Below are 16,408 nucleotides of genomic sequence, written 5' to 3'. Positions count from 1 at the left end.
GGGTGAATGCAGTCTTTTTATTTTGGAAGAGTATATATTCCGCAAATTGGATAAAAATACGTAGACGGAAATGAATGGAAATCGGCAAGCTTAGGAGGCATTAGCGGCATGGCCATGTGGCAATGGTTTAAACGGAGGTCAAGACAAAGTTCCCCTAACCAGCAGCTTGGAAAGTTTCCAGCTAAGGCGATTCCTGTCAATGAGACGATGGAGCAAAATGAGAACGCCAAAATCAGCCCGCATGTCGAAGCGACGATTTCGTTCGTTGAACAATTGCTAGGTGAGAATGACGATTTTGTCATGCGCGAGCTTCGCATATTTGGCCAGTACTCCGCTGTCGTTATGTATTTTGCGGACTTGATTGATAAGCAGTATTTGAACGAGCACATTCTAAAACCGATGATGTTAACTTCGACGCAGGAACAAGGGAATGCGAACGAAAGCCGTCCGTTGAAGGAAGTTTTATTAAACGAGACCCTTTACGCTTGTGAAGGCAGAACGGAAGGACGGTTAACGGAGGTAGTTCAGGCCATTGTTCAGGGTGAAACGGTTCTCTTGGTGGAGGGGCTGGAGGAAGCCTTCCATTTCAACACTCGCCATGTGGATAAGCGATCCATTACGCAGCCAGAAACCGAGCAAGTTATCCGCGGAGCACGGGAAGGCTTTATTGAGTTATTGGGGACGAATCTTTCCTTGCTGCGCTATCGTCTGCCAACGCCGGATCTCCGGGTGAAAACGATTCGGATAGGACGTGTGACCAAGTCCAAAGTGGCTGTTTGTTACTTGGACGGTATTGTGAACCCGGCGCTTGTTGAGGAAGTGTTTAACCGATTATCCTTGATTGATATTGACGGCATTATTGATATTGGCTATCTGGAGCAATTTATTGAAGACAACCATCTCTCCCCTTTTCCGCAAATTCAAAATACAGAACGACCGGATAAGGCGGTCGCCAATCTCTTGGAAGGCAGGGTCATTCTGTTGGTGGATGGCTCGCCATTTGCATTGATCCTACCGACAGTATTCAGTCAGTTCTACCAGACGGTGGAGGATTATTCGGAACGGTTTCTCCTAGTCAGCTTTATTCGATTAGCACGACTGGTTGCTCTTATTTTCTCTTTAATATTCCCATCCTTGTATGTAGCGTTAATTTCGTTCAATCCGGAGCTGATTCCCACGGAATTCGCGGTTGCGGTATCGGGGGGGAGAGCTGGGGTACCGTTTCCTTCTGTCATCGAAGTTCTCGTTATGGAGATTTCCATGGAAGTGTTGAGGGAAGCGACGTTGCGTCTGCCTCAGCAGGTCGGCGGGGCGCTCTCCATTGTAGGTGTGCTGGTGATCGGACAGGCTGCGGTTGCAGCAGGCTTCATCAGTCCGATTACTGTCGTTATCATCGCTCTAACAACGATTGGCTCCTTTGCCACACCGGCCTACAACGCGGCTCTCGCATTACGGATGCTCCGTTTTCCACTTGTGATTATAGCAGGCATCTTTGGCTTGTACGGGGTGATGATTGGGTTAATTCTAATCGCCAACCATATGCTCTCGTTAAGATCGTTTGGAGTCCCCTATTTAAGCCCAATCGTCCCTGGGAATTTCCAGGGCATGAAAGATACTATCGCTCGGTTTCCGCTCTGGTCCATGCCCAAGAGGCCGGCACTTCTGCATACACCGAATGCAACCCGATTGGGTATGGATGTTGAGGCATTCAAGCAAGCGCCTAATAATACCTTAGATCCATTGAAAGTAGGGAATACAAGGAGGGGGAATACCGATGGAGCAAGCTCGCCAAGTAACGGTGATTCAAGCAGCGATCATACTGATTAGTACCATTGTAGGCGTAGGCGTGCTAGCGCTCTCACTCTTTGCTGTCAAAGCTGCTGATTCAGCCGCTCCGCTCGTTACACTGATGGGGATCATTATCGCTTTCATTGGGCTTTGGTTAATTACCCTGCTGGGTATGCGTTATCCGAATCAATCCATTATTGAATATAGCGAAGTTTTGATCGGCAAATGGGCGGCTTGTCTATTCAGTATTCTAATAATCGTTTTCTTTGGTGTAATCACGGCGCTGGCATCACGAGAATTCGGTGAGGTCGTTGTAACGTCTGTCTTAACCAAAACGCCGCTGGAAGTGACGGTTATTGTCATGCTTTTGTTAGCTGCTCTTTCGTCCCGGGCCAACATGACGACCTTTACTTATTTCCATCACTTTTATTTTCCGGTGATTGTGTTTCCTCTCGTATTGATCGTTGTTTTATCGCTTAAAAATGCGCATATGGTCTATTTGCTTCCAGTGTGGGGGAATGAACCCAAGGGGATACTCGGGGGAACGCTGACAATGGCAGCCTTGTTTCAGGGATCTTTCGTTATGACCATCGTGATTCCTGCAATGCGCCGACCGGAAAGAGCCAAGATATCGAGCTTCGTCGGGATGTTGATTACAGGAGGTCTTTATTTGCTTATCGTCGTTGCGACGGTAGGCGTATTCGGGGCGGAAGAGGTCAAAAATTTGGTTTGGCCTACCTTGGAATTAGCCAAAACTACGTCGCTGCCTGCTAATATTTTGGAGAGGTTGGATGGCGCTTTTCTGGCTGTTTGGGTTACAGCGGTGTTTACTACTTTGCTCTCCTCCTATTATTTGGCGATTCGTTTTCTAACCCAACTTTTACGCTTGCGTGATCACAAGTTGTTTTCCTTTTTCCTGCTTCCTTTCATCTATGTCATTGCCATGTTTCCACAGAATCTACTCGACATGTATGCGCTTATTCAAATCGTCGGTCGTTGGGGCTTGCTCATTACGGTCGCCTACCCGTTTGGTTTACTAGTAATAGCCCTGATTCGAAAGAAGAGTAAGGGGAGCCGGGGTGATCAAGTTGTGGCTAAAACGGATTAAATGGCTTCTCGTGTTCGTGCTGCTCGTACCTACGCTTACAGGATGCTGGGATCGTTTGGAAATCGAGTATCGTGCTGTCGTTCTTGCTATTGCCATTGATGAGGTCACACCCGAAGACAAGAATGAGAGCAGTAATGCCACTCAAATCGTAAAGAATAGTGGTGGCTCCAAAAAACCATTAATAAAAATGACTGTGCAGATTGCGGTTCCCGGACGTATTCCCTTGGGGCCAGGAGGAACAAGCGAAAGCACAGCCGGACAAAAGCCGGTTTGGGTGCTCAGCAGTTTTGGCAGCACGATTGACGATTCGATCATGAATCTTCAGCAGCAGTTGGCCGATCGATTGTTTTTTGGGCATTTGAGGGTCATCGTAGTCTCAGAAGCGCTCGCGAGGAAAGGGATTCAGAACGAAAAAGATTTCTTTCGTCGTCAGCCTCAAGTCAGAAGAACGGTTTGGATGGTTGTTTCCAAAGGGAAAGCGTCAGAGTTCATGCATGCTACTCCGCAATTAGAACGTGTTCCGTCCTTATATCTGCTCGCCACATTGGATCATGCGACTGAAATGGGGATGCTTCCTAATTATTTCTTAGGTGTTTTTTATAGTGCCAGCTCTGCCAAAGGACAAGAAGGGGTGCTCCCTTACCTTGACTTGAAAAAAGCATCGAATATTGAAATAGCCGGCTTGGCGTATTTCAAAGGCGATAAAATGAAAGGAACGACGACGCCTTTGGAAATCGGTCATTTTCTGGCGATGAAACAGATCAATCCTGGCGGTTACAGTGTGATGGAGCAGTTTCCCGGTTCGGGCACGTCTGTTTTCTTTCAATCCACGCATCGCAAGGCAAAAATAACGACATCAATTCAAGATGGTAAAGTTCATGCCACTGTTGTGTGCTTAATTGAAGGGGATTTGCGTGAGAAATCCAATGAAAATGTAACCATTTCCAAGGAAACGTTGAAACAATTAGAACAACAAATTGAAAAAGACGGAAAAGTCAGCTTCGAAAAATTGATTCAACAAACGCAAAGGGATGGCAGTGACATTTTTGGTTTCGGTGAGAACGTGCGAGCTTTCCAGCCGGCTTATTGGAACAGAGAAATTAAAAGCAAGGAAAAATGGGAAGACATGTACAAAGATATAGCCGTTGACGTTAAATTGCACATCAAAATTCGGCGTATTGGTACGAAAGCCAAATAGCGCGATTCGTGAGGAGAGAAGCATCGATGATTACTTTTAACTATTATACGATCATGCTGCTGCTGCTCTCCGGAATTCTGGTTTTGTGTTTCGACGTGAAAATCTATGTGAAAGCGAATATGAGCAAAGAAAAAAAAGGAGCGATTTTTGTAGGATGGTTTAATATAACCCTGTCTGGCTTGTCGCTTATCGGATACTTCATTTATGACAAATGGTTCTGGAAGTAAAGTTCGTCTCCCCGATTTGTGCGCGATTTCTAAAGTTTATTGCTCGATTCTAGTATACTCATGCTCCTGCCCATTCCTTATACTTGAAGCAACAGGGAGGTGTACGGTATGAAGTCAACTGAGCTCCACATACCTAACGTACAAGTAAAGACAGATAAGAAAATAAAAAGATGGGAAACCCCGTATATCGGATATTTGTTTATGGCGCCTTGGCTGATCGGATTGTTTGTTTTCATCCTATGGCCGATGGGATTATCGCTATATTATTCCTTCACCAACTTCTCTTTGCTGGCGAAACCGACATGGATCGGCACAGGGAACTACTCGCAGATTCTCATTGATGATGACAAGTTCCTTCAGTCCTTGAAAGTCACACTGCAATTCGTCGTTTTCTCCGTGCCGCTGAAGCTGATCTTCGCCTTGCTGGTTGCGATGCTGCTGCGCAAAGAAATAAAGGGCATGTCCTTCTATCGGACGTTTATTTATTTTCCTTCTTTGATCGGAACAAGCATCGCGGTTTCCATCTTGTGGCGGCAAATATTCGGACAGGATGGCTTCATTAATCATTTGTTAAGTTATTTCCACATTGCGGGAAAGTCATGGATCGGCGATCCAAGCTCATCGCTGGGAACCTTGATCATATTGGCCGTATGGCAGTTCGGCTCGACGATGGTCATTTTTTTGGCAGGGTTGAAACAAATCCCGAATGATCTCTATGAAGCTTCAGGCGTTGACGGAGCCTCGAAGTTCAGACAGTTTATTTCGATTACACTGCCAATGCTTTCGCCGATTTTGTTGTTTAATCTCGTCCTGGCAACGATTCAGTCGTTTCAAATGTTTACACAAGCGTTCATTATTACCAAAGGCGGTCCAGCCAACTCCACCTACATGTACGCTTTGTATTTGTATGAACGAGCTTTTGATCAATTGCAAATGGGCTATGCGTCGGCGCTGGCTTGGCTATTGTTAATTGTTATAGGCGCGGCAACCGCACTCATTTTCGTCTCATCCAAATATTGGGTGTTCTATGAATCGGAAACAGGGGGGGAACAGAAGTGAGCAGAAAAATATCCGGAAGACAGATAAGCATTCTTCTCTTTAGCCTAATCATGATCTATCCAGTCTTGTGGTGGGTTGGGGCTTCTCTGAAGGATGACAGTGAATTGACGCTTCCCGGGCTATTTCCCGAACATCCAGTTCTAAGTAATTTCACCCAAGGCTGGAGCGCCATTCCGAAGTTTTCATTTACGCATTTCTATGCGAACACCTTCGAGCTGGTTATCATTTTGATTGTTTTGTCGTTGGTTTCCTGCAGTTTAACGGCATTTGCCCTTGCGCGTTTGGATTTTCCCCTGCGTAAATTGTGGCTGGGCGTTCTTCTGGTTACGATGATGCTGCCTGGGCAAGTCACATTAATTCCGCAATATACGATGTTCCATTCCATGAACATGATCAACACGTATTTGCCCTTCATCATTCCTCATTTGCTGGCCGGCGGTATTGGCGGTTCGTTCTTCGTCTATTTGCTCGTTCAATTCATGCGGGGAATTCCGAGAGAACTGGATGAGTCGGCCAAAATGGATGGCTGCAGCTGGTTTGGCATCTACTTCCGCATCATGCTTCCCTTAATTCGTCCCGCCTTGGTGACGACTGCGCTTTATTGTTTCTTATGGAATTGGGACGATTTCTTCGGCCATTTGATTTATATCAATTCAGTAAGCAAATATACGGTGGGATTAGCCATTAAGCTGTTCGTAGACACTCAATCCGGTGATGGTTCTTGGGGGCAGCTGCTTGCTATGTCGTTAATTTCAATCGTGCCTTCCACGATTTTCTTTTTCGCTGTGCAAAAACAGTTTGTTGAAGGCATTGCCGCAGGTGCACTCAAAGGTTAATATTAAAAAGGCTGCAGAGATGTAGCTTTTTTCTTCTTTCAGGAGGTGCGCGTTTGACGAAAAATCCGTTCAAAAAGTCTAGCATTGATTGGCTGTTGTTTGGCGGCTTTGCAGTCCTCATTTTCATCTTGGTCACGATTATGACCTGGTTTAATTCCAGCTTTACTACGAGGGAGAACGTCCAAAGCGTCTCATTTTACCAGCAAAAGCTGCTGAATCGCATGGGGGATGAGCTGAACAACCAGATCAAATTTATTGAGCAAACGGCTTCAACCGCTTCGCTGAATAATGATTTGCAGCAGTTTCTGTTCTCTCAGCAGGAGGATGTTATTCGGTTTCAGGATATGCGAAATACGTTCTCGAACATCGTATATACCTCATCCTTTATTAAATCAATCTCGATATATATCGAAGATCCGAAGCTGGTAACAGACATTTACAGCCCCGTGCAAATCTTTGATTTGGAGAGCTTGAAAAAGGAATCATGGTATTCTCTGCTCGAAAACAAGCCGCAAGCCTGGATTCCGGAGCATCCGGTGCAGAGCTACCTGAAAAATAAAATGCAAATGATCAGTTTTACGAAGAAAATCGTCTCGGATTCCGGGCAGTACTACGGGATTATCATGCTGAATACAAGTGCGGCAGGCATTCAGAAAACGATGACCAATGAGTCCGAGGATATCAGCCGGCTGTTGATCGATCATGAAGGACGACTCATCACGTCGATCGGCAGTCGGAGCGAGTCCTTTTATGCGAATCATTATAAGAAATTTGCCGAAGAGCTGAACCGTGAAACCGGCTATCAGCGGATCCAGCTTCACAGCGATAAGGACCAGCTCATGGTTTGGTCTAATTTTGATAATTCCGATTGGTCGATTTTTGAGCTGACGCCCTGGGAACGCGTAACGGAGAGCAGTATCAAAAGTGTGAAAGTATCCTTATCTATCGGCTTTATTGCGCTCGCATTGGCTTTGGTCATCGCGCTTTTATTGTCTAGAGGCTTTACAAAACCTTTGCGATTATTAATCAAAAGAATGAATCAATTTTCTTTGGAGGAGCCCGCGGTTCAGCTGCCTTCTGACTATAGCAACGAGTTTGGCTCCTTATTTCAGGGGTATACGAATCTTCAGGAGCGGATCGGTGAGCTTTATTCGTCCCTAGAGCAGCAGTATAAGCTGCGTCAGGAAGTCGAAGTAAAAGCGCTGCAAGCGATGATCAACCCCCACTTTCTATACAACACGCTGGATCAAATTAATTGGATGGCCATTCAGGCTGACCAGTCTGATATAAGCAAAGCGATATCGCTGCTGGGGCGAATGTTCCGGATCGGACTTTCCAATGGGGAGAGCTTGATTCGCATTTCCGAAGAAATTGTTTATACAGAGTGCTATTTGACCATTCAGCAAATCCGTTGGGGTGACAACTTGCAAGTACAGTTTGAGCTGAATTCTGTAAGCACAGACTATTATGTGCCGAAACTAACCCTGCAGCCATTTATCGAAAATGCGATTATACATGGATTTAACGGAAGACGATCAGGTCGTATATGCGTCAGTTTGCAAAAGGATGATCGTGACCTTTGGATTCGAATTATGGATAACGGCCGTGGCTTGCAAGAGGGCTGGGATCAAACGGCTGCCAGAACCGCTGGTGGTTATGGGATCAAAAATGTGAAGGAACGAATCACTGCGTTATATGGGGCTCCATACGGAATAGAGATGTCTAACGTGCCCGAAGGAGGGACGCAAGTCGTCATTCGGCTACCGGTATTAGAAAGCATTGCATGACAGGAGGACAAGAAGATGTGGAGACTGGTTGTCGTGGACGATGACTTTCATATCCTGCAAGGCTTTAAGAAAGCGATCATGTGGGAAAAGTTCGGCATTGAGTGGGTTGGAGAAGCGGAGAATGGACAGGACGGGTATGAGCTTATCGCCCGTGAGAAGCCGGATATTGTCCTCACCGATATCTATATGCCGCAGCTCAATGGTTTGGACATGATTGAGAGATTGCGCGCAGAAGGCATAGAAGCGAAGTATATCGTCCTCAGCGGATACTCGGATTTCGAATATGCGCGGAAGGCGCTGCGCCTGAACGTATCTGATTATTTGAGCAAGCCGATCACACTGGACGACTTGAAACAGGTGCTGGGCAAAGTAATAGATGAATTAAATGAAGAGGTTGAGAACCGTCAAGAGTTGACAACGCTTTCCCAGAAAATTTCCATGTATGAGCCTTTTGTCCAGAAACAATGGCTGCGTGCGCTGATCTCCGGTTCAACGGACCCGGTCATATTTGCACAATTGCCGGATGCTTTTGAAAATTGGGATCGGCAGCGGCACTTTGTTATGGCTGTGGAGCTGCTGCGGACGCCAAGAATCAGAAACGCCAGTCTGCAGGATTGGCATTTATTCCGATTTGGCATTGGCAATATTATCAATGAGCTGCTGGCACAGCATTGGCCGCAATCCCAGTGTATAGAAATTCAAAGCAGTCACATCATGATTGTGCTTCATGAGCCCGAGGCGGTGCTAGAACATACCTCCGTGGATCAAATCGCGGCGCTTGGTCACGAAATCGTACGCTGTATGGACACCTATCTGAAGCTTCAGGTGCGCATTGGCATTGGTGGCTTCAGGCTATCCTGGAGAGAAATCTCCGGCTCAGCAGAGGAAGCGTTCCAGGTTCTTGCGACGGAGGGGAGTTTGTCGGAATCCGTAAAGTTCTTCAGCCTGATTGAGCAGAAGCGTTCGGAAGGCCGCTTGAATTTGGAACAATTAGAGACGGGGCCCGTTAAGTTTTTTCAAATATTAGCCGATTCTTTGCGTTATATGCAGCTGGATCAAGGCCGCCAAACCGCAAAAGACTTCTTTCGTCAATTTGACAATGTCCACGTTGACGATGGGTATGTCCGCAATTTGGGCATGCAGCTGTGGGCGGTACTTGGCTATGCGCTGAACGATCTGGATGACGTCATCCAGGATATGTATATGAAGATCGACATCCAGAAGGAAATGGAGAATATGTATCGCACGCAGCAGTTGGAAGAATGGCTGCTCGGCAAGCTGGATCAGCTATACGGCAATCGTTCTACGAACGAGAATCCTCGCCATAAGGAAGCCGTGGAATTCATGATTCAGTATATCCATGAACATTATGCCGAGGATATCACACTGGAAACGTTGGCTAATAAAATTTTCATTTCACGGAATTATTTGAATAAGATTTTCAAAAAAACAACAGGCGAGACGTTCATGAACTACTTGATTCGTGTGCGAATGGAGAAAGCCGAGCTGCTGCTGCTGCAAGGCAAATGGATGATTTACGAAGTAGCCGAGCAGGTGGGATATTCAATTCCTTCGTATTTCAGCACCGTGTTCAAGAAGTATACAGGCAAAAATCCGAGCGATTTAATGAAAGATAGAGAGGTTGTTTCGGACGATGTGTGCGATATCTAACTAGAATGATTCATTTGTTATATATAAGTTCGCTTGTAACCGCTTTATACTTTGAGAGGCAAGAACTTATTTCAAACGAAGAAAAGAGGGTTTTCAATGACAAAGAAATGGTTCAAAGTGCTCACGGGCGCGATGATGGTCGCCTCGGTCGTCACGCTTTCCGCGTGCGGAGCAGGAGGAGAGAAGCCGGCAGCAACGACGGATAGCAAGACAGCAGCGGCAACGCCGGCGACATCAGATAAACCGGTTACTTTGCGTATTGTATGGTGGGGTTCTCAGACACGGCATGAAGCAACGCAGAAAGCTTTGGACCTGTATACCACCAAGCATCCGAACGTAAAGTTCGAACCGGAGTTTTCAGGCTTTGACGGATATTTCCAGAAGCTGTCGACACAAGCAGCAGCTCATAACGCAGCCGATATCATCCAAATGGATGCGGCTTACTTGGCGGAATATGCCGGACGCGGGCAATTGGCCGATCTGAGCCAAGGCATTAATTTAGCTGATGTTGATAAAGCATTGGTCGATTCAGGGAAATACAGCAGTAAGCAATTTGCCATTCCGCTGGGCAATAACGCGATGGGCATGGGCTACAACAAAGCGGTTGTTGACTCATTGGGTATCAAGGCACCAAGCGACGGGTGGACGTGGGATGATTATTTCCAATTCGGCAAAGAGGCAAAAGCCAAGCTTGGGGCCGATAAATTTGCTTTATATAACTCGCTGAACGATTTGTTCAGCTATGATATGTACCAGTTGAGCAAAGGAAAAGGCTATTCGGTTACACAAGAAGGCAAATTCAACATTGATAAAGATACATGGATGGAATGGGCGAACAAGCATCTCGAGCTGACCAAGGCCGGCGTTATTCTGCCGCCAGATCAATGGGCAACAGACAAGATTGGCGATCCGAAGCAGGATGTTGTCATTAACGGCAAGTCCCTTATTCGTCGGACATTTGCTTCCGAATTTCCAGGCTTAGCTACGAACCTGAAGGGGGCAGCTTTGGTAACAAGTCCCAAAGGCAGCGGCTATTTGAAGCCTTCGATGTTCTGGAGCGTTAGCGCGGATTCCAAAAATGCCGCAGAAAGCAAGAAGTTCATTGATTGGTTCATTAATGATCAGGAAGCGGCGGATATTTTGGGCACATCCAGAGGAATTCCAGTTTCCAAAAAAATTCTGAAGGTTATGGAACCAACGTTCAATCCAACGGACAAAGCGCAAGTTGACCTCATTAATAAAACCGCTCCCAATGCGCAGCCTTTCAACCCAGGTGCTGTTGGCTGGGGGAACTTCCAGAAAGATTATGCCAGCATTGTAGATTTGCTCTCTTTCGGAAAAAGTACAGTAGACAAAACGTATGATGAAATTGTCAAAAAAGCCAAAGAATATGAGAAAAATGCCTCGCAAATCGCGAAGTAAGATGCACATCTAGGCGACGTGGCTGGTTCGCGAGTCCGAAACCTGCGAAAGTGCAGGCTTTCTCAAAAAAAGTGGTTGAAAAGTGGAAAAGCCTGCGATTAGGCAGGAATTTCAAACATTTTCATCCTGAAATCGGAAATAAGCCGCAAAAAGATGCACAATCGCAGGAATTTATTGATTTTGGACTAAACCAAGCTCTAAAAGATGCATAATCGCAGGTTTTTAAAAAGAAGAACTGCGCACTTCACGGGTGTCCGCATCTTTGACTGGGGCTTAGTGATGCCATACTTCCGATTCAAAGGCAGGACTCTTAGTCCCAGCCATGCTGAAAGTGAAAGGGGCTTTCCTCAAGTTCTTCTACTTGTAGAAAGCTCCTCTTCACTAAATGAGCAACAGATATTAACGAAGTAATTGTAAACGCTATCAAAATAACGATCAAACAGGAGGAATACATAATGTTTCAACCTAAAAAGTACGTTGACAAAGTGCTGGGTTGTGTTGTGATGCTAAGCTTGTTGTTTCAAGGAACCAGTTATGCGGCAACAGATTATGCCCACGATAAAGTACCGATTAAGGATATTTACCCGACGCAGCAAAGCGTCATGAACAATCTGACAACACAAAAGGATAAATTGCTTGTTGGGCAGCAGCCGGATGGCAATTTCGAGGATTTTCCGCATAATACGAATATCATCCCGAACTGGAACTTCGAAAATGGCGGAACCGTGCCGACAGATTGGTCGAAGATTAGCTACGCAGGTACCCCGGCCTATACCTATGTGACCAATGATGTGGCAGGCGCTCAAGCAGGCAAAAGAATGGTGCAAATTGATTCAAGCGCGGCTTCGACGAAGGGGGCTTGGGCAACCAATCTTGCCGGCGTTCTGCCTGGTCAGAATTATTACTTCAGCGTCTATTATAAGACGACGAATATAGTCTCGACAGATCGTGGAGTAACTGCGCGTATATCATTTCTGGATGCGGCGAACAATTCCGTCTCGGCGAGCGTTTACTTTGATGGAAAGGCTGGCACGCAAGATTGGTCGGAGCTGAAGGGAGACGTGGAAATTCCGGCGAGCCTGAGCAATCTGGATCATGTGACGATAGAGCTGATGTTATGGAATGCAACCGGATCGGTAGCCTTTGATGCGGCACGCTTCATGAATCGCAAAGTGGCTGCCAATAAGGAAGGCCCGAAGGAAACCAGCTTTGAAAATGTTGTCATTGATATGACCAATAACTATGCGATTCCATGGAGGCTCGTTACATCGTCTGGAAATCCAAGCTTCTCAATTGATGCCGCGCAAGCCAAAACGGGGGCAAAAAGCGCTAAAATTACGGCTAGCACCGCGGCCACCGCATCTTGGACGCAAGACGTCCATTTGACGCAAAAAAGCTTTCATATCTCCACCTGGTACAAAACGAGCAATGTCGTCTCATCCGACAAAGGCGTTGCCTTGGGCATTCGCTTTAAGGACGCGAATAACGGTGATGTGGCACCGGAAGTATTCCTGAATGGCACCGCGGGCACGAACGGCTGGACACGTCTTTCTGGTCAATTCACGGTGCCTGTCTCCACAGCGCAGTATCATGTAGAAATATCGCTGTATCTGTTTAATGCAACAGGAACGGTATGGTTCGATGAGCTGCAAGTTGAATACGCTAGTGTGCTCAGTAACGGAAGCTTCGAAGCATCAACAAGCGGTACGGCTCCGGATGCTTGGAGCTACAGCGCCCCTGAAGGCAGTCCGAAACCAACCAAACTGTATGATACAACAGGCGCGAACGCAAATAGCGGAGCCGACAGCATCGGGATCAACTCCACTTCAACCACGGGAAGAGCTTATTGGAGTCAACAATATACAGGAACGTATCGTGAGGGAGACGGAAGGGTATTTAAAGCGAAGTATAAAACGTCGGCCGTTTTTAGCTCAGATGGAGCTCAAGCCACCAACGGTGTTACGCTGCGTGTTAACTTCTTGAAAGCCGATGGGACGAATGTTGCCCCTTCTGTCTACGTGACGGCTCAGCCATCAACGACTTGGCAAGAAATCAGTGCGGTCTTCTCTGTACCGACAGGTACCGTGAAGGTTGAGGTCAATTTGGGATTATGGTATGCCAGCGGGACCATTTGGTTTGACGATGCGGAATTGATTGCGCCTAGACAAGGCGGGGATATGACTGACAATACGATCGGCGGTGCTGCGCTTCTAACCTACTGGTGGAACCAAAATGGCAGATCGGATGCCGATGTGCAGAAGGCTGCGCAGAAAGCTATTGATTTCTATATTAACAAAAGAACATACACGCTCGACAACCCGGACACGACTTATTTAAGAACGATTAACAGCGGAGAATACTACAATCGCTTCTATATTGACGGTGAGGGCGATGCAATTGGCGACTATCCGACAACGGCATGGGCACTAAACTCGATCGGTCAAATTTTGAAATACGGTGCGGAAAGCGGCAAGCCGCAGCTGCTCACCGCTGCTCAGAAAACGACGCTGGAGACAATTTCCAGATCGCTTTGGAGATGGCTGACCCGTACTTCCATTTACAATCCGCAAAATGCCGATAACCAAGCCATTGGCACGGTGGTAGGCGGTTTAACGTTAGGCAAGGTTTTGAACGATACGGCTCTGCAAAATGAAGCCATCGCTTATTACAATACAGGCGTGATTGGCACGAATAATCCAATTGCCGATCCGGGGAACGGCGGGGCATTTGGCGGCGTCAGAAACGATCGTATTCTGGCAAATGGACATATGATTTTCGATGAAAAAGAAAAGTTCGATGCGCATTACGGCTTCTATGCTCTTTCGTTCTTGTCTGACTTGTATTTGCTTGTCAACGACAAAACGTCCAATTTCTATTTGGACGGTGCCGAAATGGCTGCTTATATCAATGAGCGCCTTTCCGAAAACGGATGGCTGTATGCTGGCTCCAGACACGATGAGTCTGATGGAGACGAAGGCAACATTACGTATTACGGCAATAATGTATTCAGCCATGAAACCGGCTATGATCTAGGCAGATTGCTGGCGGTTAGGGTGAATTTCGCAGACAGCAGCTATACCCCTGAAGTCATTGGGCACCGCGCGCATTCGAACATTGAGATGCATGAGCATTTCAAGACTTGGAGCGGAAGCAAGCCAACTTATAACAATGAGTTCAGTTTGAGTAAAAATAACGTATCGGTCTATTTCAATAAATCAGGCACGAATTTGGCTACGCCTCAAGCCATCTCAGTTCAAGGCGCTGCTTTCACGGAAGCGGCTGTAAATGGCGGCAGGGGCGAAGGGCTTTACTACAAGGATACGAATAATGCTTGGAATTTCTTAGTGAACTCTGGATCAGGCACGAATGCGTATGCCAGCACAGCGAACTATGAGGTGCGCAAAGTGGATAAGACGAATTCAGCCATTTCGAATACACGCAGTGAATATTGGGTGACGAATGGAACGACCCTTTACAACATTATGGCTGTGAAGTTCAATGGCAATGTTTCGCTCAAAGCGCTGAATCATTTAGTAGGCATGCCTTACATGTCGGCGGCGAATCGAATCATCAACGTGTCAAACGGAACTACGACCTTGGATCTCGCACAGAATAGCGGTTCGATTAGTGGCACACAATTAACGATGGATAGCCTAAAGTTAAACGGTTGGCCGAACTTGCTTATGGAAAACAACACAGATACAGCGAACTTCGGTTTTAACGTACCAGGCAACTATTACAAAACCATTGAAAAATTGCGCGAGAATCCTGACGAGGGCAGCAAAGCGAACTTTACATGGGGAAATATTAAAAACACGGACAGATTAAGCGTGAATCTCATTGACAGTGCTTTGAACGTGTCCTACGTGAACGGGGATTGGGTTGTAATGGTCATGAAATATTCGGCAAGCGGCAGCACTGAAGGCTTCACGGTTACACCGACATATGCCAGCGCAAGCAAGATGACGCTCAACAACTTGATCGTAGAAGATAGCGGCATGAAGTTTAATTTAACTTGGCCGAATGTCACATTTACCGACAAGGCCAGCTCCGAAACCATCTCATACTAATCTTGCAACTGGATGGTAGTAAAAGTCCAAAAGTGGCTGATGATATTCAGATCCTATTCCTTTATAATTTCTTCAATGAGGTACTAAAATAAACAATTGGAGAAATGGCTTATGAACCTGTATATCTATTATGTGATATTTGCTTTGATTTTGTTGTCTGGTTCAGTCGCAACCTTTATGATCGGTCTTTCACGCAAAAACCGTGATGGGGATCAAACATATTTTCAAAAAACCGGCGTGAAATGGGTTCGTCTTACGGCTCTGTATGTCGTTTCGATTGCTGCAGGCTTGTTAGCCTTGCTGGCGTATATTCATTATTCAGCTTAAAAAATGAGGACAACTTTTCCTAGTCATCAGGAAGAATTGTCCTCTTTTTACTTGCAATGAAGCTGCAAAGCGTCATTGATATGGACAAGTCCATCATGGATCTCATCCAGTTGAGGTCTGGCATAACGAATGCGAATAAACCCCTGATCAGAGCCATAAACGCTTCCCGGAACGAAAAGCACGCCTCGTTTGACGACTCATCCAATAATTTGAAATCATCCACTTCCCGATTGATTTTACACCACAAATTAAGCCCACCCTGAGGCTGTGTAAATGTGACGGAATCGCCCATGTATTGCTGCAGCCCTCGAATCATTTCATTTCGTTTGGTCCATAACCCATTGCGAAAGGTTGCCAGTGGATGCTCGAAGTGTCCACGCGTCATAAATTGCTCAGCGATCCACTGTGGAATACTGCTCAAGCCGAAATCCATCTGCTGCCGAGCATCCGTTTCTCGCCTTCATTGTGTTATTCGTCTTATCGACTATCCCCGTAATTCCTTTATTCGAAGTGGCGGCAGACGGCAGCCTTCTTCATTCTGAAATTGGCTGTTTATTCGCGAAGATAGTTGGAGGCAAGGCTGAAATTTGCCGGCTTCCTTTATACATATCTTGATAATGGGGTGGTTAGAGTCGCTTGAGTAGTTGGAGTCCCGCCCAACCTGTGAGTTTTGCTTCACGTCCGTTTGTATCGCCTAATTCCTGCAAATATGTATCCTTTTGGCTTGGGAATAGGCATATTGGTGAAAAACCTGCAATTATGCATCCTTTCGAGACCTTTTTTCGATTTTAGGACAATAGCTTTGCATCAAACCTAACATGGAAATCCGAAAAAAGTATCGTCTAAATAATTTATAATTACTACCTAAATATGGGATTAATTGATGTATTTATCTGGACGATGCACAAAAAAACT

At 46.1% G+C, this 16,408-nt stretch carries 12 protein-coding genes; 11 read left to right on the top strand and 1 reads right to left on the bottom strand.

The window, feature by feature from the left end:
- Positions 1-108: 108 nt before the first annotated feature.
- From HQN90_RS23220 to HQN90_RS23170, 11 genes are all read left to right on the top strand, one after another.
- On the top strand, positions 109-1,827 hold the full coding sequence (locus HQN90_RS23220) for a spore germination protein (RefSeq protein ID WP_411830344.1): 1,719 nt from the start codon (positions 109-111) through the stop codon (positions 1,825-1,827).
- Complete coding sequence (locus tag HQN90_RS23215; protein WP_173223100.1) at positions 1,775-2,896, top strand: GerAB/ArcD/ProY family transporter; 1,122 nt, start codon at positions 1,775-1,777, stop codon at positions 2,894-2,896. Before HQN90_RS23220 ends, HQN90_RS23215 begins: the two co-directional genes overlap by 53 nt.
- On the top strand, positions 2,868-4,094 hold the full coding sequence (locus HQN90_RS23210; protein WP_173223098.1) for a Ger(x)C family spore germination protein: 1,227 nt from the start codon (positions 2,868-2,870) through the stop codon (positions 4,092-4,094). The genes HQN90_RS23215 and HQN90_RS23210 overlap by 29 nt, the downstream gene beginning before the upstream one ends.
- A gap of 26 nt (positions 4,095-4,120) precedes the next feature.
- A complete protein-coding gene (locus HQN90_RS23205; protein ID WP_173223096.1) occupies positions 4,121-4,321 on the top strand; it encodes a CLC_0170 family protein in 201 nt (66 codons plus the stop codon).
- A 108-nt stretch (positions 4,322-4,429) separates the two neighbouring features.
- The gene (locus tag HQN90_RS23200) at positions 4,430-5,380 is read left to right on the top strand and encodes a carbohydrate ABC transporter permease (protein WP_173223094.1); all 951 of its coding nucleotides are present in this window, start codon (positions 4,430-4,432) and stop codon (positions 5,378-5,380) included.
- A 50-nt stretch (positions 5,381-5,430) separates the two neighbouring features.
- Positions 5,431-6,216 (top strand): carbohydrate ABC transporter permease, encoded by a 786-nt coding sequence (locus HQN90_RS23195; protein ID WP_173223260.1) that lies wholly within the window; start codon positions 5,431-5,433, stop codon positions 6,214-6,216.
- A 53-nt stretch (positions 6,217-6,269) separates the two neighbouring features.
- Positions 6,270-8,003, top strand: a complete 1,734-nt coding sequence (locus HQN90_RS23190; RefSeq protein WP_173223092.1) for a cache domain-containing sensor histidine kinase — start codon at positions 6,270-6,272, stop codon at positions 8,001-8,003.
- 15 nt (positions 8,004-8,018) lie between these two features.
- A complete protein-coding gene (locus HQN90_RS23185; RefSeq protein WP_173223090.1) occupies positions 8,019-9,674 on the top strand; it encodes a response regulator transcription factor in 1,656 nt (551 codons plus the stop codon).
- Positions 9,675-9,770: 96 nt separating this feature from the next.
- Complete coding sequence (locus HQN90_RS23180; protein ID WP_173223088.1) at positions 9,771-11,096, top strand: ABC transporter substrate-binding protein; 1,326 nt, start codon at positions 9,771-9,773, stop codon at positions 11,094-11,096.
- Positions 11,097-11,551: 455 nt separating this feature from the next.
- The gene (locus HQN90_RS23175; protein WP_173223086.1) at positions 11,552-15,166 is read left to right on the top strand and encodes a hypothetical protein; all 3,615 of its coding nucleotides are present in this window, start codon (positions 11,552-11,554) and stop codon (positions 15,164-15,166) included.
- A gap of 111 nt (positions 15,167-15,277) precedes the next feature.
- A complete protein-coding gene (locus HQN90_RS23170) occupies positions 15,278-15,493 on the top strand; it encodes a hypothetical protein (RefSeq protein ID WP_079412348.1) in 216 nt (71 codons plus the stop codon).
- 19 nt (positions 15,494-15,512) lie between these two features.
- On the opposite strand, the gene HQN90_RS23165 is transcribed toward HQN90_RS23170, so the two are convergent.
- The gene (locus HQN90_RS23165; protein ID WP_173223084.1) at positions 15,513-15,926 is read right to left on the bottom strand and encodes a hypothetical protein; all 414 of its coding nucleotides are present in this window, start codon (positions 15,924-15,926) and stop codon (positions 15,513-15,515) included.
- Positions 15,927-16,408 lie beyond the last annotated feature (482 nt).

The organism is Paenibacillus alba (assembly GCF_013204855.1).
Classification (GTDB): Bacteria; Bacillota; Bacilli; order Paenibacillales; family NBRC-103111; genus Paenibacillus_E; species Paenibacillus_E alba.
The sequence above is the reverse complement of the archived record's forward strand: the minus strand, read 5'-3'. Positions and strand labels throughout refer to the sequence as shown.

Bases quoted from the DNA above. Each gene is read 5' to 3' on its own strand.
- HQN90_RS23200 (WP_173223094.1), top strand. From the start codon at position 4,430: ATGAAGTCAACTGAGCTCCACATACCTAACGTACAAGTAAAGACAGAT.
- HQN90_RS23205 (WP_173223096.1), top strand. From the start codon at position 4,121: ATGATTACTTTTAACTATTATACGATCATGCTGCTGCTGCTCTCCGGA.
- HQN90_RS23185 (WP_173223090.1), top strand. From the start codon at position 8,019: ATGTGGAGACTGGTTGTCGTGGACGATGACTTTCATATCCTGCAAGGC.
- HQN90_RS23220 (WP_411830344.1), top strand. From the start codon at position 109: ATGGCCATGTGGCAATGGTTTAAACGGAGGTCAAGACAAAGTTCCCCT.
- HQN90_RS23170 (WP_079412348.1), top strand. From the start codon at position 15,278: ATGAACCTGTATATCTATTATGTGATATTTGCTTTGATTTTGTTGTCT.
- HQN90_RS23175 (WP_173223086.1), top strand. From the start codon at position 11,552: ATGTTTCAACCTAAAAAGTACGTTGACAAAGTGCTGGGTTGTGTTGTG.
- HQN90_RS23215 (WP_173223100.1), top strand. From the start codon at position 1,775: ATGGAGCAAGCTCGCCAAGTAACGGTGATTCAAGCAGCGATCATACTG.
- HQN90_RS23165 (WP_173223084.1), bottom strand. From the start codon at position 15,926: ATGGATTTCGGCTTGAGCAGTATTCCACAGTGGATCGCTGAGCAATTT.
- HQN90_RS23195 (WP_173223260.1), top strand. From the start codon at position 5,431: ATGATCTATCCAGTCTTGTGGTGGGTTGGGGCTTCTCTGAAGGATGAC.
- HQN90_RS23180 (WP_173223088.1), top strand. From the start codon at position 9,771: ATGACAAAGAAATGGTTCAAAGTGCTCACGGGCGCGATGATGGTCGCC.